Here is a 19493-nt window from a genome sequence, read left to right on the forward strand (position 1 = left end):
AGCCGCGCGAGCTCCTCCGTGTTCCTCGTGGGCAAGTTATGGACCAGCAGGTAAGAGACCCGTCGATTGTCGCACCCGAGCAGAGCGGGCGAACGTCGCGCAGTCGCACGATTCTCACGACACTCATCGTCTTGCTGTTGCTCGCCGGCGTCGTCTGGTGGACGCGGCAGCAAGGCGCGCCGCAGCAGGCCGGCGGCGGGCGCAACAGCGCGCCGATGTCGATCGTGCCGGAGACCGTCGCCAAAGGTGACATCGGCGTGACGCTGAACGCGCTCGGCACCGTGACCTCGCTCGCGACGGTAACGATCAAGAGCCAGATCAGCGGCTATCTGCAGAGGATCGATTTCAAGGAGGGCGACGAGGTCAAGAAGGGGGACTTGATCGCCCAGATCGATCCGCGGCCCTATGAGGCGACGCTGGCGCAGGCCAAGGGACAGCTGGCGCGCGACGAGGCGCAGCTGAAGGGCGCGCAGGTCGATCTCACTCGCTACGAGGGCCTCGCCAGGCAGAATGCGGTGCCGCGCCAGACGCTCGATACCCAGGTCGCACTGGTTGCGCAGTATCAGGGCACGGTCGAGGCCGATCGCGCGTCCGTTCAGTCCGCCGAGGTCAACCTGGCGTACTGCCGCATCGTGTCGCCGATCAATGGCCGCGTCGGATTGCGTCAGGTCGATCAGGGCAACTACGTCACGCCCGGCGACTCCAATGGCCTCGTCGTCATCACGCAGCTCGAGCCGATCAGCGTGCTGTTCACGCTGCCGGAAGACAACCTGCAGGCGGTGGCCAGGCGGCTGAGGGCGGGCGCGGTGCTGCCGACCGCGGCCTATGACCGCAGCGGCATCAACAAGCTCGCCGAGGGATCGCTGCAGACCTTCGACAGCCAGATCGATCCGACCACCGGCACGATCAAGCTGCGCGCGCAGTTCGAGAACGACAAGCGCACGCTCTATCCGAATCAGTTCGTCAACATCCGCCTGCTGCTCGACACCCACAAGGACGTCACCACGATGCCGACCGCCGGTGTCCAGCGCGGCGTGCCCGGCACCTTCGTCTATCTCGTCAACGCCGACAGCACCGTCTCGGTGCGCCCCGTAAAACTCGGCGTCACCGAAGGCGATCGCGTCGAGGTGATCTCGGGACTTGCGCCGGGTGATCGCATCGTGATCGACGGCGCCGACAAGCTGCGCGAGGGCGCCAAGGTGGTGGTGCGCAATCCCGCCGACGCGGCGAACGCTGCCGGTGCGGCCAAAGGCGCCGACAAGGGAGCCGCAAAGGATGACGGCAAGGCGGCCGATCCCGACAAGGCGGGCAAACACAAGCATTCCGAGGACGGGCCGAAGCAATGAACCCGTCTCGGCCATTCATCCTGCGGCCGGTGGCGACGACTCTGTTCATGATCGCCATCATGCTGTCGGGCATGCTGGCGTTCAGATTCCTGCCCGTCGCGGCGCTGCCGGAGGTCGATTACCCGACCATCCAGGTGCAGACCTTCTATCCCGGTGCGAGCCCGGACGTGATGACCTCGTCGGTGACGGCGCCGCTCGAGGTGCAGTTCGGCCAGATGCCGAACCTCAACCAGATGAGCTCGGTGAGCTCGGCGGGCTCCTCGGTGATCACGCTGCAGTTCGGCCTGTCGATCTCGCTCGACGTCGCCGAGCAGGAAGTGCAGGCCGCGATCAATGCCGCCGGCAATTTGCTGCCGTCGGACCTGCCGGCGCCGCCGATCTACGCCAAGGTCAATCCGGCCGACGCGCCGATCCTGACCCTCGGCCTGACCTCGAAGACCATGCCGCTGACCCAGGTGCAGGATTTCGTCGACACGCGGCTGGCACAGAAAATCTCGCAGCTCCCGGGCGTCGGCCTCGTCAGCATCAGCGGCGGCCAGCGGCCAGCTGTGCGCATCCAGGCCGACATCCGCAAGCTCGCGGCGTATGGCCTCAACATCGACGATCTCCGCACCACGCTCGGCAACGCCAACGTCAACACGCCGAAGGGCAATTTCGACGGCGCGATGCGCGCTTACACGATCAACGCCAACGACCAGATCCGCAACGCCAGCGACTACCGCTCGCTGATCATCGCCTACAAGAACGGCTCGCCGGTCCGCCTCAGCGACGTCGGCAACATCGTCGACGGCGCGCAGAACGACAAGCTCGGCGCCTGGATGAACGAGACCCCGGCGATCATCCTCAACATCCAGCGCCAGCCCGGCGCCAACGTCATCTCGGTGGTGCAGGGCATCAAGGACCTGCTGCCACAGCTGCAGGCGACGCTGCCGGCCGCGATCGACCTCAACATCCTGACCGACCGCACTGTGACGATCCGCGCCTCGGTGCGCGACGTCGAGTACGAGCTGACGCTCGCGGTGATCCTCGTCGTGCTTGTCATCTTCGTGTTCCTGCGCTCGACCCGCGCCACCTTGATCCCGAGCCTGTCGGTGCCGCTGTCGCTGGTCGGCACGCTGGGGGCGATGTACCTGTTCGGTTTCAGCCTGAACAATTTGTCGCTGATGGCGCTCACCATCGCGACCGGCTTCGTGGTCGACGACGCCATCGTCGTAATCGAGAACATCTCGCGCTACATCGAGGAGGGCGAGTCGCCGCTTGATGCGGCGCTGCGCGGCTCCGAGCAGATCGGCTTCACCATCATCTCGCTGACGGTGTCGCTGATCGCGGTGCTGATCCCGCTGCTGTTCATGGGCGACGTGGTCGGGCGTCTGTTCCGCGAATTCGCGATCACGCTCTCGGTCACCATCCTGATCTCGGCGGTGGTGTCGCTGACGTTGGTGCCAATGACCTGCGCGAAGCTCTTGAAGCCGGAAGGCACGGTGCGCGAAAACGCGCTGCAGCGGCTGAGCCGGGAAGGGTTCGACCACGTCATCGCGATCTACGGCCGGATGCTCAACTGGGTGCTGGACCGGCAGACGCTGGTGCTGCTGATCGCGCTGGCGACGTTCGGCCTTACGGCGTGGCTCTACGTCCTGATCCCCAAGGGCTTCTTCCCGTTGCAGGACACCGGCGTGATCCAGGCGATCTCGGAGGCGCCGCAGTCGGTGTCCTATGCTGCGATGGCCGAACGCCAGCAGCAGCTCGCGAGCGCGATCCGGAAAGACCCGGAGGTGCAGAGCCTGTCGTCCTTTATCGGCGTCGACGGCACCAACACCACGCTCAACAGCGGCCGCATCCTGATCAACCTGAAGCCGCATGAGCAGCGCAAGGACGATATCGCCACCGTGATGGAGCGGATCAAGGCGAGCACGACGCACCTCACCGGCATCACGCTCTACATGCAGCCGGTCCAGGACCTCACGATCGAGGGCACGGTGAGCCGGACGCAGTACCAGTTCATCCTGCAGGATGCCGATCCGAACGAGCTGGCGGAGTGGACGCCGAAACTGGTCGACAAATTGCGTGAATCGCATCTGCTCAGCGACGTCTCGAGCGACATCTCGGCGCAAGGCCTGTCGGTGTTCGTCGACATCGACCGCGACCAGGCGGCGCGGTTCGGCATCACGCCGGCGACGATCGACAACGCGCTGTACGATTCCTACGGCCAGCGTATCGTCTCGACTGTGTTCACCAATTCGAACCAGTACCGTGTCATCCTGGAGGCCGATCCGTCGCTGCAGAAATCGCTGGATTCGCTGGACTCGATCTATCTGCCGTCATCGGTGGGCACGACGCCGGTGCCGCTCTCGGTAATGGCGAAGATGCGGATCGAGACCGCGCCGCTGCAGGTCTCGCATCTCGGCCAGTTCCCGTCGGCAACGGTCTCCTTCAATCTGGCGCCAGGCGCCTCGCTCGGCGAGGCGGTCACCGCGATCAAGCAGGCTCAGCTTGAGATCGGCCAGCCGCTCGGCATCATCACCAGTTTCCAGGGGGCGGCGCTGGCGTTCCAGTCCTCGCTCTCCAACCAGCTGTTCCTGATCCTGGCCGCGATCATCACGGTCTATATCGTGTTGGGCGTGCTCTATGAGAGCTTCATCCATCCGCTGACCATTCTCTCGACACTGCCCTCGGCCGGGATCGGCGCGTTGCTGGCGCTGATGCTGGCGAAGCAGGATCTGACCATCGTTGCGATCATCGGCATCATCCTGCTGATCGGCATCGTCAAGAAGAACGCGATCATGATGATCGACTTCGCGCTCGATGCCGAGCGCAACGAGGGCAAGCCGCCGCGCGAGGCGATCTACCAGGCCTGCCTGCTGCGCTTCCGACCGATCATCATGACGACGATGGCCGCGGTGCTCGGCGCGCTGCCGCTGATGATCGGCACCGGCGCCGGATCCGAGCTGCGTCATCCGCTCGGCATCTCCATCGTCGGCGGCCTCCTGGTGAGCCAGTTGCTCACCCTGTTCACGACGCCGGTGATCTATCTCTGGTTCGGCCGGCTCGCGCTGCGCTTTGCCGGGCGAGGGGGCGAGGTCGGCGAGGCGAGCGGGTCGCGCTGAGCCATGGATCCGTCGACGCCCTCGCTTTTCCTGATCCTGGCCGCTGTGGTGACGATCTACATCGTGCTCGGCGTGCTCTATGAGAGCTTCGACCATCCGCTGACCATCTTGTCCACATTGCCCTCGGCGGGTGTGGGCGCCTTGCTGGCGCTGATGGCATTCAACACCGAGTTCAGTATCATGGCCCTGATCGGCGTCATCCTGCTGATCGGCATTGTGAAGAAGCATGCGATCATGATGATCGATTTTGCCCTCGAGGCGGAACGCAGGCGCGGGCTGGAGCCGCTCGAGGCGATCAGGGAGGCGTGCCTCCTGCGCTTCCGCCCGATCATGATGACGACGATGGCCGCGCTACTCGGCGCGTTGCCGCTGGCGATCGGCATGGGCGACGGCGGCGAATTGCGCCAGCCGCTCGGCATCGCGATCGTCGGCGGCCTGATCCTGAGCCAGATTCTGACGCCCTATACGACGCCGGTCATCTATCTCTACCTCAACTGGTTTCGCCTGTGGACCCGGCGCGCGCGTCGCGGTGGCGCCGTGCGGGCGGCGGGGTCCTCACTTCAACCGGGCAGGTAAATGCCGACAGTTGCAGCGTTGCGGAGAGTTCGAGTGGTACGGAAACCGCGCATGCGTGCGTTCGGCCTCAGCCGGCGGCCGGCGCTCATGCTGCTGGTCGGCCTCGGCCTGTCCGGCTGCGTCCCCGGCGCGGAGCGGCCCGAACTCCATCTCGAAGTGCCGGCGAGCTACCGGACGGCCGGGAAGGGCGATGCCGACGCGGCGGTTCCGGCGCTTGCCTGGTGGCGCGGCTTCCGCTCCGCGGAACTGACCGCGCTGATGGAATCCGCGCAGCTCTACAATCTCGACATCGCGGTCGCGATCGCCCAGATCGCGCAGGCCGACGCCAATGTCGGCATTTCCGGCGCCGCGCTGCTGCCGTCGCTCTCCGGGTCGGCCAACGCCGAGCGCCAGGGTGCCGGAGCGGCGAGCGGCACGACCGGCGCCGGCGGAACATTCTCGCAGTTCAGCGCGGGGCTGACCGCGAGCTACATCCTGGATTTCTGGGGCAAGAACCGCGCGACGCTGGCGGCGTCGGAGGAGAGCGCCACCGCCGCCCGCTACAATCGCGAGGTGGTCGCGCTGAGCACGATGGCGACCGTCGCCAACACCTATTTCCAGGTGCTGGCGGCGCAGGACCAGATCAAGGTCGCCCGCCGCAACCTCGGGGCGGCCGAGCGCATCCTTGCGCTGATCAAGCAGCAATTCTCCGGCGGCACCGCCTCGCAGCTCGACGTGTCGCAGCAGGAGGCGCTGGTGGCGACCCAGCGCGCGGCGATCCCACCGCTCGAGGTGACGGTGGCGCAGAACACCGCCGCCCTCGCGCTGCTGGTGGCGCGCGCACCGGCCAATTTCACCGTGCGCGGCGGCAGCACCACGCAGATCGCGGTGCCGCGCGTCACGCCGGGACTGCCGTCGGAACTGCTTTATCAGCGGCCAGACATCCGCCAGGCCGAGGCGCAGTTGACCTCAGCCAACTTCAGCGTAGATGCCGCGCGCGCGGCGTTCTTCCCGCAGATCCAGCTGACCGCCACCAATGGCACGCAAAGCGCGGCACTGGCCTCGCTGTTCGGGCCGGGCGCCTGGTACTACACGCTGTCGGCCGGTCTGACGCAGCCGCTGTTCGACGGCTTCCAGCTGGAGAGCCAGCTCAAGCTCGCCAAGGGCCAGCAGCTGCAATTCCTGCAGGCCTATCGCAAGTCGGTGCTGTCGGCGTTCGCCGACGTCGAGAAAGCGCTGGTCGCTTTGCAAAAGTACACGCTGCAGGAGCGGTTGCAGTCGGATGTGGTGGCGAGCTCGCGCAAGGCGTTCGAGGTCGCCGAGACGCAGCTGCGCGGCGGCACCGTCAATCTCATCACCGTGCTGCAGGCGCAGCAGACGCTGTTCACGGCCGAGAACAATCTGGTCACGGTGCGGCTCAACAAGCTGCTGGCCGCGAGCAGCCTGTTCCAGGCGCTCGGCGGCGGCTGGACTCCCGCCGGCACGCTGGCGGCGCTGCAATGAGGTCGGTGATGCAACGCTTCCTGACGGTCTTCGTCGCCGCCATCGCGCTCAGCGCATCGTTCGGTGCGGCGCGCGCGCAGCACCGGCCCAACAGCGTGCCGCTCGCCTTCGGGATGACGGCCGACCAGGCCAGCCAATCACTCGGCGTCCCCCTGGCTTACGTACGCGGCACGCCGGGCAATGAATTGCTGGTCGCGCTCCCCAATGTCAGGGGCAGCATTCTGTCGAGGCGCAGCGATGCGCTCTATCTGCAATTCGGCAAGGGACGCCTGATCGCCTGGAAGGGCGATTGGGGCACGGTGCCGCCATGAGGACCGCGACATGACCGCCATCAGAGCACTGATCGCCTGCGCCGCCATCGCGCTCTCCATGGGCGGTGTGGCATCGGCGCAGGATCGTCCGCTCCGCTACGGCAGCACCGGCGGCTGGGCGTTCGACGGCAGGGACGACGATCGCGATTTCCGCAGCAACGGCTATTTCCCCGGCAATTTCGCCGCCGATCCGTTCAGCGCCGGATTTGGCGCGGCGGGCCTGTTCGGCTGGACGCCGCAGCATTCGCGGCGGCCCTATCCGTCGCAAGTGGTGTTCGGCGCGCCGTGCCGGGATTGCAGTTCGCCGCGCAAGCGGCGGCACCACACAAGCACGATTGAAGAAGTCTGCGGGGAGCCCGCCGCTAGCCCTGGATGCGCAGCAATTCGGCGATGATGCGCGGTTTCATCCAGCCGACCTTGTCGATGATCTCCTGGCGCAGCGCATCCTTCTCCGCCTCATATTGCTCACCTGTGATGCCGCCTTGACCGCTGGTGGCCGTGACACCAAACGACTCCAGCAACATCTCGTGGCGTGCCTTCCAGTCAATCACGTAGTTGGTTACGGCCTCGGTGATCGGAGGCACCGTGCCGGGATGGCCGGCGATCCCGCACAATTGCTTGGTGCGCTCATCCGCCGCCAGCATCAGCACATTCCAGTCGTCGAAGCCGATCAGGTCCATCGACCCATAGAGGAACGCGCCATGCTCGCCGTCCCAGATCGTGCGGTCGATCACCAGGAAGGGCACGGCGCGGCAGTAGCCGTAACGGGCGGTCATGTCGCGGTTGAACACTTCGGCGCGCTGCTCGAGCCGCTTCCTCGCCGCGGCGAACATCGCGATGTAGTCATCCGCCGTCTTCCTGATGTTGCGCGGATCGTCGGGGTTGAAGCCGAGCTCGCGCAGCATCGAACCGATCTTCGGATCGTTCCAGATCTCCTTCGGAAAGACGCGCGTGATGCCGTCGTCATCCGGTGTCGGACGCGTCATCTCCCGGACTTCGGCAAGGCTGTACTGCTTCTTTCCGAACGTGATCCTGCGCCCAAACATCGTTGTCGCCTCCTGCCAGGCTGCCGGCGCGATTATGGCGAAAGATGTCCAGATGTTTGTTAACCGGCCTGGGAGGCTGCCTTCCCTTTGCGGACAGGATGACGCCGCGGTTAAGGCGAACCCGACAAGTCGATCAATCGGCCTGCAATCGATCCCGGCGGGTGGGGCCGTGCCTGGGCCTATTTCGCGGCGACGCCCGTCGGTTTTGCCAGTGACGGGCTCACGCGGGCAAAGCGCACCACGATGCGGGTGCCGTTGTGGGCCGGATCGCGCTCGACGCTGGCGTCGAGCTTGGCCGCCATTGCGTTGACGATGCGCTGACCCATGCCGGTGCCGCGCGGATCGGCCTTATCGTTGAAGCCGACGCCCTGGTCGCTGATCGACAGCACGAAGTCGTCGCCTTGCGGCTTCAGCTCGACATCGATCGGGCCGGCGCCTTCGGGATAAGCGTATTTCACCGCGTTCATCACCAGCTCGTTGACGATGATGCCGATCGCGACCGCGCGGTCCGGATCGATCTCGATCGGATCGGCACGCAGCGTCAGCCGCGACATCTTGTTGCCCTCGGCGGAGCGGCGGAGATCCTCGAGCAGCGCCTCGAGATATTGGTTGAGCATCACGGTCTTGAAGTCTTGCGAGGTGTAGAGCCGGCGATGCACCTGGGCCACCGCCGCGACCCGGCCCATGGCGTTGGTCAGCGCTGCCTTGACGTCGCCTTGGCTCGCCGAGTTGGCCTGCAAATGCAGCAGCGAGGCGATGATCTGCAGCGAATTGCCGACGCGGTGATTGACCTCGCGCAGCAGCACCTCGCGCTCGGCCGCCAGCGCCGCATAGCGGTCGCGCGAGGCGTGCACCTCGGCCTCGGCCTCGTCGCGCGCCTTCTGGATCGCGGCCTGCCGGATCGCGCCGTTGACCGCGACCTGGAGCAGGGGGATGAACTCGCCCCCGACATCCTTGACCAGATAGTCCGCCGCGCCCGCCTTCAGCGCGGTGACCGCAATGGCGGAATCCTGCGCGGCCGTGACGAACACCACCGGCGGCGCGTCCGCGATCTTCATGATCTGCTCCAGCGTCTCCAGCCCGTCGAGGCCGGGCATGTACTGATCGAGCGCGATCACGTCGATGCCGCCCTGGGTGAGACGATCGAGGCCTTGCTGCCCGCTTGCGGCATGCACGACCTTGAAGCCGGCGCGCGTCAGCCCGCGTTCGACCAGGCGCGCCAGCGCCGGATCGTCATCGATATAGAGCAGGGTCGGCGTGGCGCTGGTCATACGGCTGGCGGAACCTGGATCACGGAGAAGAACAGGCCAAGCTGGCGAATGGCGTTGGCGAAGCTTTCGTAGTTCACCGGCTTGGTGATGTAGACGTTGCAGCCGAGCTCGTAGCAGCGCTTGATCTCCTGCGAGTCGTCGGTCGTGGTCAGCACCACCACCGGCGTCGACTTCAGATATTTGTTCTCCTTGACCCGGCGCAGGATATCGATGCCGGTCATGTCGGGGAGATTGAGATCGAGCAGGATGAGCAGGGCATGGCCCTTGCGTTCGGCCGCGGTACCGTCCTTGCCGAACAGATAGTCGATCGCAGCTGTACCGTTGGTGAACGGGACGATCTCGTTGTTGACGCCCGAGCGCCGGATATTCCGCTCGATCAGGCGAGCATGGCCCTCGTCGTCCTCGATCATGATGATGGTAACTGGATCGCTCATGATGCTTTATCCCGGTTCTTGCCTGTCCAGTTGATGGGCAGTGTTATCGTGAAGGTGCTGCCACTGTGAAGTTCCGATGCTACCGACATGGTGCCGCCCAGTCTGCGCACAAGTGCGCGGACATGCGCAAGGCCGATGCCCTGACCCGGCTTGTCCTGGGTGCCGGCGCGGCGAAACAGGTCGAAAATGCGCTGATGATCCTTCGGATCGATGCCGCGGCCGTTGTCCTTGACCTCGAAGATCGCAAAGCCGAGCTTGCTGCGTCCGGCGATCTCGATCGTGCCGGGGACACCGTCCTTCAGGTACTTCAGTGCATTGTCGATCAGATTGGAGAATATCTGCTCCAGCGCAAGGCGGTCGCTGACGATTTTCGGCATGGCGCCGACCTCGATGCTGGCGTTGGCCTCCGCCGCCTGGTGGGCGACCGTCTTGACGATGCCGTCGATCAGCTCGTGGACGTCGATCCGCTCCGGCTTGAACTCGCGGCGGCCCTCACGGGTGAGGTTGAGGATCGCTGAGATCAACCGGTCCATCTTGGCGATCGAGGATTTGATGAAGCTCAGCGATTCCATGAAATCGTCCGAGAGCTGCTTGTCCGCGCCTTCGAGCTCGGGTTCGGCAATGTCGGTGGCGTCGTCCGGCATCGCCGGTGCCGGCGAGGCGGCACGATTGAGGCTTGCGATGCGCTTGAAGATATCGCCGCGCAACTCCTCGAGCTCGCTGGTGAAGCCCATGATGTTGACCAGCGGCGAGCGCAGATCGTGGCTGACGATATAGGCGAAGCGCTGGATCTCCTCGTTGGCTTCGCGCAGGTCGGCGGTGCGCTCGTCCACGGTGGTTTCCAGCGTGACGTTGACGTCGCGCAGCTTCGCCTCGGCCTCGTCGCGCGCCCGCGACGATCGCCGCACCAGCACGATCGAGAGGCCGGCGAGCGCCAGCACCATGCAGGAGCCTGCAATGGTGACTGAGGAGGCCAGCACCTGTGTCTCGTCCGCGGTCGCCCTGCGCAGCGCAAACAGGCGGTCCTCCTCGGCGCGCATCTCGCGTCCGATCCGGGTGATCGCCTCTACCGCGTCGGATGATGTGGCGTTGCGCAGCACTGCGATGCTGGTCGCGACGTCGTTGTTCTGGGCGCGCTCGATGCCGAGGGTGAATTCGGACAGCCGCTTCTCGACCGCGGTCCGCAGCTTGGCGGCATTGGCGACCTGCGCCGGATTATCGGTGGTGATCTTTGCGAGATGATCGAGCGCGGCCGGAATTCCGGTAGCGGCTTGCCGATACTCCGTCAGATATTGCGGCGACGAGGTCAGAAGAAATGCCCGCGCGGCGCTTTCGGCGCGGCGCACCTCGAACAGCAGGTTGGAGATCTGGCCCTCGACCTCCACGGTGTGGACGACCCAGGCGTTGTCCTCGCGCGCCTTGTTGACCAGCAGCACGGAGGCCACGCTGACCGCGACCAGCACGACAAAACCCACCGATAACAGCAGGATTTGCAGTGCAGCGCGGCGCCCGGAAATCGCCGTCAGCATCGGCTCGTCAAATGAATGGAGGTCAATGCGTCCCCGTGGAAACTCGTCAACCCTTTAATACGCCTCAGCGCGGGTCGAGTTCCACGGGAACCATGGAATTATTTCTGGGCGTCGGCCGCCTGCCCGGCGAGATACTCTTCCAGCCAGTGGATGTGGTAGTCGCCGTCGATGATGGCGGGCTCGCGGACCAGTGCGCGGAACAGCGGCAGCGTCGTCTCGATGCCGTCGACCACCATCTCGTCGAGCGCGCGGCGCAGCCGCATCAGGCATTCGCCGCGGGTCTTGCCGTGGACGATCAGCTTGCCGACCAGCGAGTCGTAATAGGGTGGGATCACGTAACCCTGGTAAACGGCGGAATCGATCCGCACCCCGAGACCGCCCGGCGGGTGGAATTGCGAGATCCGTCCCGGCGAGGGGCGGAAGGTCTGCGGGTTCTCCGCATTGATCCGGCATTCGATGGCGTGGCCGATGATCGCAATGTCGTCCTGCCTGGCCGGCAGTTCGCCGCCGGCGGCGATCCGGATCTGCTCCAGCACCAGGTCGATATCGGTGATGCTTTCGGTGACGGGATGCTCGACCTGGATGCGCGTGTTCATTTCGATGAAATAGAACTCGCCATCCTCGTAGAGGAATTCGATGGTGCCGACGCCGAGATATTTCATGTCCCGCATCGCCTTGGCGCAGGTCTCGCCGATTTTGGCGCGCGCGGCCGCCGCCAGCACCGGCGAGGGGCCTTCCTCCCAGACCTTCTGGTGGCGGCGCTGCAGCGAGCAGTCGCGCTCGCCGAGATGGATGGCGCCGCCGCGGCCGTCGCCGAGAATCTGGATCTCGATGTGGCGCGGTTTCTGCAGGTATTTTTCGAGATAAACGGAGGCATCGCCGAAGGCCGACTTGGCCTCGTTGGCCGCGGTCGACAGCGCCAGCGCCAGATCGGCCTCGCTGTGGGCGACCTTCATGCCGCGGCCACCGCCGCCGGCTGCGGCCTTGACCAGGACCGGGAAGCCGATCTCCTTGGCGATCGCCATGGCGTCTTCTTCGGAGGACACCGCGCCGTCGGAGCCGGGGACCACGGGGATGCCGAGCCGCTTGGCGGTCTTCTTGGCCTCGATCTTGTCGCCCATCAGGCGGATGTGCTCGGCCTTCGGCCCGATGAAATCGAGGTTGTGGTCGGCGAGGATCTCGGCAAAGCGGGCATTCTCGGACAGGAAGCCGTAGCCGGGATGCACGGCGTCGGCGCCGGTGATCTCGCAGGCCGCCAGCAGCGCGGGGACGTTGAGGTAGGAGTCCTTCGACGGCGGCGGGCCGATGCATACGCTCTCGTCGGCCAGCCGCACATGCATGGCGTCGGCGTCGGCGGTGGAATGCACCGCGACGGTGGAGATGCCGAGCTCCTTGCAGGCCCGCAAGACGCGAAGCGCGATCTCGCCGCGATTGGCTATGAGGATCTTGTCGAACATGTTGTCCTGCCGCGAATGGCGAGTGGCGAACAGCGAACAGGGAAGCGCGACGCCATTCGCTACTCGCTATTCCCTATTCGCCTACTCAATTATCACCAGCGGCTCGCCGAATTCGACGGGCTGGCCATCTTCGACGAGGAGCTGGGTCACCGTGCCGGCGCGCGGTGACGGGATCTGGTTCATCGTCTTCATCGCTTCGATGATCAGGAGCGTCTGGCCGGCGTTGACCTTCGAGCCGACCTCGATGAACGGCTTGGCGCCGGGCTCCGGCGCCCAATAGGCGGTGCCGACCATCGGCGAGGGCACGACGCCCGGATGCTTGGCGAAGTCGGTGGCCGCGGCTGCCGGAGCCGCTGCTGCAACAGCGGGCACGGCTACGGCCTGTACCGAAGCGGCGGGGACGGATGCGGCGATGCTGATGTTGCGCGCGACACGGACGCGCAGGCCGGCGCGCTCGATCTCGATCTCGGTGAGGTTGGTCTCGGCGAGCAGCAGCGCGAGCTCGCGGATGAGGGCGCTGTCGTCGCTCTTGCTCTCGCTCTTGGACTTGGCGGTTGATTTATCGTCTGGCTGGCGCGCCATGATCTTTGATCCGGAATCTCTGTCTGGTGACGGGGAACGTCAGGATTGGCGGTTAAGTCGTTGCTTTGGCGCCGATCTTGGTGGCGAGCCCAATGATGGCGAGGCGGTAGCCGTCGATGCCAAAACCGCAAAGCGACGCGAACGCGGCTTTAGCAGTGAACGAGTGGTGCCGGAAGCTCTCCCGGGCGTGGATATTGCTGACATGGACCTCGACGGCCGGGATTTTCGCGGCGACCAGCGCATCGTGCAGCGCGATCGAGGTATGGGAATAGCCGCCGGCATTGATGATGATGCCGACCGCCTTCTTGGCGTGGGCCTCGTGAATGAAGTCGATCAGCTCGCCCTCGCGGTTGGACTGCCGGCAATCGGCGGTCAGGCCGAACTGCTTGGCGGTGTCCGCGCACAGCTTCTCGACGTCGGCGAGCGTGGCGTGGCCGTAGGTCTCGGGCTCGCGGGTCCCCAGCAGATTGAGGTTCGGCCCGTTCAGGACATAGATCGTTCCGGCAGCAGCCATTTCCACAGGTTCCGACGCGGTGAAGTGGGGCGGGTTATAGGTAACAACCGGCCACAGGGGAAGCCTTTAGGTGCGTTGCAGGCGTCTTCAACAGCTTCGTCCCGGCTGTCAGGCTGCCGCCGTAACCTACGGAAAACGCTGATTAACCAAACTTTATGGGCAGAGCGCTCGGACGCGCGGTCCTTGCCCGTCATCCACTGCCGAAGCCGGGGGGCGCCCAGCAAAACCCCGCCCGAAGGGGGCGGGGTTCGCAATGCGGCGAGGGCGCATCGGCCGCCCTCGTATCGAGGCCAGACTTAGCCCTCGATGATGTAGACGATCTCGTGGGTCTCCGGCTGCACGATCACGTAGCGGCCCTTGACCAGGATGACCTGGTAACCGCGCCACTGCGGATAGATCGCGACGACCCGCTCCGGGACCGGGTAGAAGTGCACGTTGGCCGGGACACGCGTGCCGACCGAGACGTTGAAGTTCACGTTGTTGACCTCGGTGATCTTCTCCGACCTGATCGCGGTCGAGATCTCGCTGCGCTTCTCGGGGGGCGGAGCCGCGGTGGCCGACGTCGCCGCGTTGCCGGTCGTGGTCTGGGTACGGCTGGTGTCGTTGGTCTGCGCGCGGTTGGTGTCCGTGCCGCTCTTGGTCTGGGCATTCTGGTTGGTGTCGGTCGTGCCCTTGGTCTGAGCGTTCTGGTTGGTCGTGGAGCCGCTCTTATCGCGCTGCTCGGCCTTCATGTTGCCGGACTTGTCACGCTCCTCGGCTTTCATGTTGCCGCTCTTGTCGCGGCCCTCGGCCTTCATGTCCTTGGAGCCCTTGGCCCCTTCGTTCTCCGAGCTCATCCCCTTGGAATGCTGGGTGCTGTCCTGCGCGCCCTTGGAGGAGGCGCCGGACTTGTCGGAGTCCGAGGACTTCATGCCGGATTCACCCTGGCCGGAGCGGGACTGGCCGGTGGTCGAATGCTCGGAACCCTTCTTGCCGTCCGAGTCATGCTGCATGGTGCCGGATGAGGCGCCACCCGACGGCGCATTGTGCTGCATCGTCGCGCCGCCGCCGGCACCGGGCGATTCCTTGCCGCCGGTGCCCTGCGCATTTGCAAAGCCCGCACCGGCGATCAGAGCCGCCGCGGCGACCGAAATCAGAAAGCGATTTGTCATGGAATTCCTCCTCACATGTCTGCATTGCCCGCGCCGACAACGAGAGAAGGTGCGCGATGTTCCTCGCGAATTTTGGTTCCCCGTGGTTGCACTGTGAATGCGCGATGAACGCGCGAACGCTTCACCGCAGGCGCAATCGAACTCCATGCTGTCGAAATCGACCTGGCCGTTGCCGCCGCCGACATTGAAGCCGGCGAACCGGTTCGGAGACCCGGCAAGAAGAAAGGGCAACAAAAAATCCGGCTGCGGTGCAGCCGGATTTCACCACATGAAAGGAATGCCGCCGCTCAGCAGGTCGCCTTGCCGCAGCGCGCGATGCCGATCTTCTCCTTGAGATTGTCGACGCCGACCGCGCCGATCACGACCTGCTTGCCGATCACATAGCTCGGCGTGCCGTTCATGCCCATCGATTCGGCGAGACGGAAGTTCTCCTCGATGGTCGCCTTGACCTCCGGGCTCGCCATGTCCTTCTCGAGCTTGGCCATGTCGAGGCCGACTTCCTTGGCGACCGCGAGTGCGCGTGCCTTGTCGGCGGCGCCGCGGCCGCCGAGCAGCTTCTGGTGGAAGTCGAGATACTTCTTGCCGGTCGGGTCCTGCATGCGCACCGCGACCGCGACCTGCGCGGCCTCGACCGAGCCCTGACTCAGCACCGGGAATTCCTTCAGCACGACCTTCAGCTTCGGGTCCGCCTTCATCAGCTCGAGCATGTCGGTCATCGCGCGCTTGCAGTAGCCGCAATTGTAATCGAAGAACTCGACGAAGGTGACGTCGCCGTCCTTGTTGCCGACCGTGACGCCGCGCGGCGAGTTGAAGATGGTGTCGGCGTTCTTGGCGACGCTCTGCTCATGCTTCTCGGCCTCGGCCGCGGCCTGCCGCTTGGAGAGCTCGTTCATCGCCTCCTCGAGCACCTCGGGATGCGCGATCAGATAGTTGCGCACGATGGTCTCGATGTCGCCGCGCTGGGTGTCGGTAAAGCTCTGGGCCGACGCCGACAGCGGCGCGGTGCAGACGCCGAGCGCGAGCAGGGCGGGGGCAAGAAAACGAAGCGCTGGCATGACAAAATCCTTGTTCGGCGTGGCTCGAAAGATGGCCGGGAAAAACCGGGGCCGTGAGCCGGTTGCGGTGATCGTTGTATGGAACTTGCGTTTATTTCTAGTTGTTTTTCTGACCCGGCATCGGCTTGGCGCTCACAATGTCGTCAGCTTTGACCCAGCCGGGCGTGCCGATGGCGAATCTCGTCTTCGCGCGCGACGCCAGGTCGCGGGCGGTCTTGGTGTCGCCGCGCAGATAAGCGGCCTGCGCCGAGGCGAGGTCGGCCTGCGCGTAGTCGCCCTTGCGGCCATAGGCCATCGCGAGCTGGGTGAAGCCGATCGGCGCCTCGGGCTCGCGGGCGACGGCGGCACGCAGGATGCTGATCGCCTCGTCGGTGAGGCCCTTGTTGTCGGATGCGACGAGGGCCTGGCCGAGCAGCATCTCGATCAGCGGCGAATTGCCGGACAGCTGCACCGCCTTGCGCAGCGGGGCGATCGCCTCCGCCGGCCGGCCGCCTTCGAGCAGCGCCTGGCCGCGCAGCTCGTAGAAGTAGGGATTGTTCGGCTGCACCTGGATCAGGCCGTCGATCTGGGCGATCGCCGATCGCAGGTCGCCGTGCAGATAGGTGGTGATGGCGCGGGCATAGCGCGCCGGGAGGCTGTTGTTGGACAACGGATAGCGGCGATAGACGGTGTCCTGCCGCTCCATGAAGCCCGAGATCTTGGCGCGCATCATGTCGTGACGGAGCTGCAGCGCCGGGTCGTCCTTCTTGTCCCAATAGGGGCTCGAGCGCGCCAGGCCTTCCAGCGCCGCGACGCGGTCCACCGGCATCGGATGCGATTGCAGATAGGGGTCGGCGCCGCGCGCGGCGAACAGGCCCTCGTCGCTGAAGCGCTTGAAGGTCTCGTACATGCCTTTGGGGGACTGTCCGGTCGCGGTCAGGAACTTGACGCCGGCACGGTCGGCGTTTTCCTCCTGCGCGCGCTGATAGGATAGCAGCGTGCGCATCACCATCGACTGCGGCGCGGAGATCGCCGCGGCACCCGCGCTGGACAGGCCGTTGCCGGCGCCGCCGCGCGCGCCCGCGGCCATCGCGCCGGCACCGAGCAGCATCGCGATGATCATCTGCGTCTGCGCCTGCGCCAGCCGCTCACGCATCTTGGCAAGATGGCCGCCGGCAAGATGGCCGGTTTCATGCGCCAGCACGCCGATGATCTGGTTCGGCGTCTCCGATTGCAGCAGCGCGCCATAGTTCACGAAGATGCGGCGACCGTCGGCGACGAACGCATTGAACGCGCCGTCGTTGATGATCACGATCTGGATGTTCTGCTTCTCGAGCCCGGCAGCGCGCAGGATCGGCCTTGTATATTCGCGCAGCAGCTGCTCGGACTCGGTATCGCGCAGCACCGGCGGCCCTTTCTGCTGCGCCCGTGCTGTCGTGACCGGGCCGACCGCGAGCGCGACTGCGGTCAGAACTGCGGTCAGCCTGAAAGTCTTGTTGTGGGTCTTGGCGCGAGGCGCAGGGCGGAACAGCATGAGGCGATCTATCGGCGATGGCCGGGCGCGCAACGGCAAGGCCATATTACGGCCCTGATCGGACCCGGCGCGCGGCACAGTCGGTTGTTCTTGCGGTTTTTCGTCACGCGGACCGTGTATTCACTTGGCCTGAAAGCGCTATAAGGAGCCACCGAATGCGGCCAGTCTGGGGCGGTACCCGATTGCGGGAACCGTGATCCGGCAGCGGCCCGTGCCATAGCAGAATTCCATGCGCGAAGCGACACTGAGAAACCGTGTAACCAGCCTTTTGACCGCGTCCGGGCGGAGCGATGTTCCACCGTTCATGGTGATGGACGTGATGGCTGCGGCAGCCCGAATCGAGGCCGCCGGCGGCCACGTCATCCACATGGAGGTCGGCCAGCCTGCCGCGGGCGCGCCGCAGCCGGCGATCGCGGCGGCGCAGGCCGCGCTCCAGGGCGGACGGATCGACTACACCTCCGCGCTCGGGATTCCGTCCCTGCGCGCGCGCATCGCCCGGCATTACCGCGACACGTATGGATGCGAGGTCGACGCCGAACGCATCATCGTCACCACGGGCTCGTCGGGCGGATTCATCCTCGCGTTCCTCGCGATGTTCGAGCCGGGTGACCGCGTCGCGGTTACCGTGCCCGGCTATCCGCCGTACCGGCACATCCTGACCGCGCTCGGCTGCGAGCCGGTGCTGATCGAAACCTCGGGCGACACCCGCCATGCGCTGACCGGTGAGGCGCTGCTTGCCGCGCATCGCAAGACGCCGCTACAGGGCGTGCTGGTCGGCAGCCCCGCAAATCCGACCGGCACCATGATGTCGCGCGAGGCATTGGCGGGCCTGATGGCGGCCGCCGACAGCGCCGGCATCCGCTTCATCTCCGACGAGATCTATCACGGGCTCGACTACGCATTCCCGGCGGTGACGGCTGCCGAGCTGTCGCCGCAGGCGCTGGTGATCAACTCGTTCTCGAAATACTTTTGCATGACCGGCTGGCGCGTCGGCTGGATGGTGGTGCCCGAGGTGCTGGTGCGGCCGATCGAGCGGCTGCAGCAGAACCTCTCGATCTCGGTGCCGACGCTGTCGCAGATCGCGGCCGAGGCGGCGTTCGACGGCCGCGAGGAGATGGAAGCGATCAAGCGCGGTTATCAGGAGAACCGCCGCATTCTTATCGAGGGCCTGCCGAAGGCGGGACTGACGAAATTTTTACCCGCCGACGGCGCGTTCTATCTCTATGCCGACGTCTCCGACTTCACGTCGGACAGCTTTGCTTTCGCCAGTGAAATGCTGGAGAAGGCGCATGTCGCGGCGACGCCGGGTGTCGATTTCGATCCGATCCATGGTCGCAGCTTCATCCGCTTCTCCTATGCGCGCTCGGCAGCCGACATGGAGGAAGCGGTTGCGCGGATCGCGCATTGCCTTAAATAGCCGCCATCTTCCAGCGCCATCCCGGAGTCCATCTTGTCAATCCAATCGGTTTCGCAGTCCGCCGCCGCGCGGCATTTTCCTCTCGCGTCCGTGCTGTGGCCCGCGCGGGCCGGGCAGAACGCCGGCATCGTCCGCGCCGTCGTGCTGGTGGCGTTCGGCACCGCATTGTTGACTCTGTCAGCGAAAGTGAACCTGCCGCTGCCCTATGTGCCGATGACGCTGCAGACGCTCGCGGTGCTGATGATCGGCGCGATTTATGGCTGGCGGCTTGGTGGCGCGACCTTGATCGCCTATCTCGCCGAAGGCGCGCTCGGCATGCCGGTGTTCGCCGGTCCGGTCGGCGGCCTCGCGCCGCTGCTCGGACCGACCGGCGGCTATTTGTTTGGATTTGTGGCCGGCGCGCTCATCACAGGCTGGCTCGCTGAACGCGGCTGGGACCGCAGCGTGGCCTTGCTGTTCGTGGCAATGGCGATCGGCCACGCTGTCATCTTCGTGGCGGGCTTCGTGTGGCTCGCTTTCGGCACCGGGCTTGGTGTCGAGAAGGCATGGCTGGTCGGCGTCGTGCCGTTCGTCGCCGCGTCGGTGGTCAAGAATGCGCTGGGTGCCGCGCTGGTGCCGGCTGCCCGGCGGCTGGCCGATCGCCGCGGATAAAGGCAGACCTCGGCATAGTTCCATTTGACTTGAACAGCCAAGTTGATCTTGGCT

The 19493-nt window shown here is 65.4% G+C and carries 17 protein-coding genes and 1 pseudogene; 8 read left to right on the forward strand and 10 right to left on the reverse strand.

Going from position 1 to position 19493, the window contains the following annotated elements:
* Positions 1 to 131: 131 nt before the first annotated feature.
* The 6 genes and pseudogenes from J6500_RS06575 to J6500_RS06600 all read left to right on the forward strand — a co-directional run bounded on the left by J6500_RS06575 (position 132) and on the right by J6500_RS06600 (position 7213).
* Positions 132 to 1346: an MdtA/MuxA family multidrug efflux RND transporter periplasmic adaptor subunit gene (locus J6500_RS06575; RefSeq protein WP_225711877.1), complete on the forward strand. Its 1215-nt coding sequence runs from the start codon at positions 132 to 134 to the stop codon at positions 1344 to 1346.
* Positions 1343 to 4450 (forward strand): MdtB/MuxB family multidrug efflux RND transporter permease subunit, encoded by a 3108-nt coding sequence (locus J6500_RS06580; protein WP_225711878.1) that lies wholly within the window; start codon positions 1343 to 1345, stop codon positions 4448 to 4450. The genes J6500_RS06575 and J6500_RS06580 overlap by 4 nt, the downstream gene beginning before the upstream one ends.
* Before the next feature lie 24 nt (positions 4451 to 4474).
* A pseudogene (locus J6500_RS06585) lies at positions 4475 to 5026 on the forward strand (efflux RND transporter permease subunit); the annotation flags it as partial.
* Between the two features lie 51 nt (positions 5027 to 5077).
* Positions 5078 to 6508, forward strand: a complete 1431-nt coding sequence (locus J6500_RS06590) for an efflux transporter outer membrane subunit (protein ID WP_225711879.1) — start codon at positions 5078 to 5080, stop codon at positions 6506 to 6508.
* Positions 6509 to 6516: 8 nt separating this feature from the next.
* A complete protein-coding gene (locus J6500_RS06595) occupies positions 6517 to 6819 on the forward strand; it encodes a hypothetical protein (RefSeq protein WP_225711880.1) in 303 nt (100 codons plus the stop codon).
* A gap of 10 nt (positions 6820 to 6829) precedes the next feature.
* Positions 6830 to 7213 carry a BA14K family protein gene (locus tag J6500_RS06600; protein ID WP_225711881.1) on the forward strand — a complete coding sequence of 128 codons (384 nt, stop codon included), beginning with the start codon at positions 6830 to 6832 and terminating at the stop codon, positions 7211 to 7213.
* On the opposite strand, the gene J6500_RS06605 is transcribed toward J6500_RS06600, so the two are convergent.
* The 10 genes from J6500_RS06605 to J6500_RS06650 all read right to left on the reverse strand — a co-directional run bounded on the left by J6500_RS06605 (position 7182) and on the right by J6500_RS06650 (position 17371).
* Positions 7182 to 7865 (reverse strand): hypothetical protein, encoded by a 684-nt coding sequence (locus J6500_RS06605; RefSeq protein ID WP_225711882.1) that lies wholly within the window; start codon positions 7863 to 7865, stop codon positions 7182 to 7184. The genes J6500_RS06600 and J6500_RS06605 overlap by 32 nt on opposite strands.
* A gap of 179 nt (positions 7866 to 8044) precedes the next feature.
* Positions 8045 to 9136 (reverse strand): sensor histidine kinase, encoded by a 1092-nt coding sequence (locus tag J6500_RS06610; protein WP_225711883.1) that lies wholly within the window; start codon positions 9134 to 9136, stop codon positions 8045 to 8047.
* A complete protein-coding gene (locus J6500_RS06615; protein WP_225711884.1) occupies positions 9133 to 9570 on the reverse strand; it encodes a response regulator in 438 nt (145 codons plus the stop codon). Before J6500_RS06615 ends, J6500_RS06610 begins: the two co-directional genes overlap by 4 nt.
* Entirely contained in the window at positions 9567 to 11099 is a 1533-nt protein-coding gene (locus J6500_RS06620; RefSeq protein WP_225711885.1) for a sensor histidine kinase, read from the reverse strand. The genes J6500_RS06615 and J6500_RS06620 overlap by 4 nt, the downstream gene beginning before the upstream one ends.
* Positions 11100 to 11197: 98 nt before the next feature.
* Positions 11198 to 12556, reverse strand: a complete 1359-nt coding sequence (gene accC / locus J6500_RS06625; protein WP_225711886.1) for an acetyl-CoA carboxylase biotin carboxylase subunit — start codon at positions 12554 to 12556, stop codon at positions 11198 to 11200.
* Positions 12557 to 12637: 81 nt separating this feature from the next.
* A complete protein-coding gene (accB, locus tag J6500_RS06630; RefSeq protein WP_225711887.1) occupies positions 12638 to 13138 on the reverse strand; it encodes an acetyl-CoA carboxylase biotin carboxyl carrier protein in 501 nt (166 codons plus the stop codon).
* Positions 13139 to 13190: 52 nt separating this feature from the next.
* On the reverse strand, positions 13191 to 13652 hold the full coding sequence (aroQ, locus tag J6500_RS06635) for a type II 3-dehydroquinate dehydratase (protein ID WP_225711888.1): 462 nt from the start codon (positions 13650 to 13652) through the stop codon (positions 13191 to 13193).
* Positions 13653 to 13948: 296 nt separating this feature from the next.
* Positions 13949 to 14803: a DUF1236 domain-containing protein gene (locus tag J6500_RS06640; RefSeq protein WP_225711889.1), complete on the reverse strand. Its 855-nt coding sequence runs from the start codon at positions 14801 to 14803 to the stop codon at positions 13949 to 13951.
* 287 nt (positions 14804 to 15090) lie between these two features.
* Positions 15091 to 15858: a DsbA family protein gene (locus tag J6500_RS06645; RefSeq protein ID WP_225711890.1), complete on the reverse strand. Its 768-nt coding sequence runs from the start codon at positions 15856 to 15858 to the stop codon at positions 15091 to 15093.
* Positions 15859 to 15955: 97 nt separating this feature from the next.
* Complete coding sequence (locus tag J6500_RS06650; protein WP_225711891.1) at positions 15956 to 17371, reverse strand: M48 family metalloprotease; 1416 nt, start codon at positions 17369 to 17371, stop codon at positions 15956 to 15958.
* 229 nt (positions 17372 to 17600) lie between these two features.
* On the opposite strand from J6500_RS06650, the gene J6500_RS06655 reads away from it, so the two are divergent.
* Both J6500_RS06655 and J6500_RS06660 read left to right on the forward strand, forming a co-directional pair.
* Positions 17601 to 18788, forward strand: coding sequence for a pyridoxal phosphate-dependent aminotransferase (locus J6500_RS06655; RefSeq protein ID WP_225711892.1), 1188 nt, complete (start codon positions 17601 to 17603; stop codon positions 18786 to 18788).
* A gap of 93 nt (positions 18789 to 18881) precedes the next feature.
* Entirely contained in the window at positions 18882 to 19439 is a 558-nt protein-coding gene (locus J6500_RS06660) for a biotin transporter BioY (protein ID WP_225712054.1), read from the forward strand.
* The last annotated feature ends 54 nt before the right edge of the window (positions 19440 to 19493 follow it).

It is taken from the genome of Bradyrhizobium semiaridum (assembly GCF_020329505.1).
In the GTDB taxonomy this organism is placed as follows: domain Bacteria; phylum Pseudomonadota; class Alphaproteobacteria; order Rhizobiales; family Xanthobacteraceae; genus Bradyrhizobium; species Bradyrhizobium semiaridum.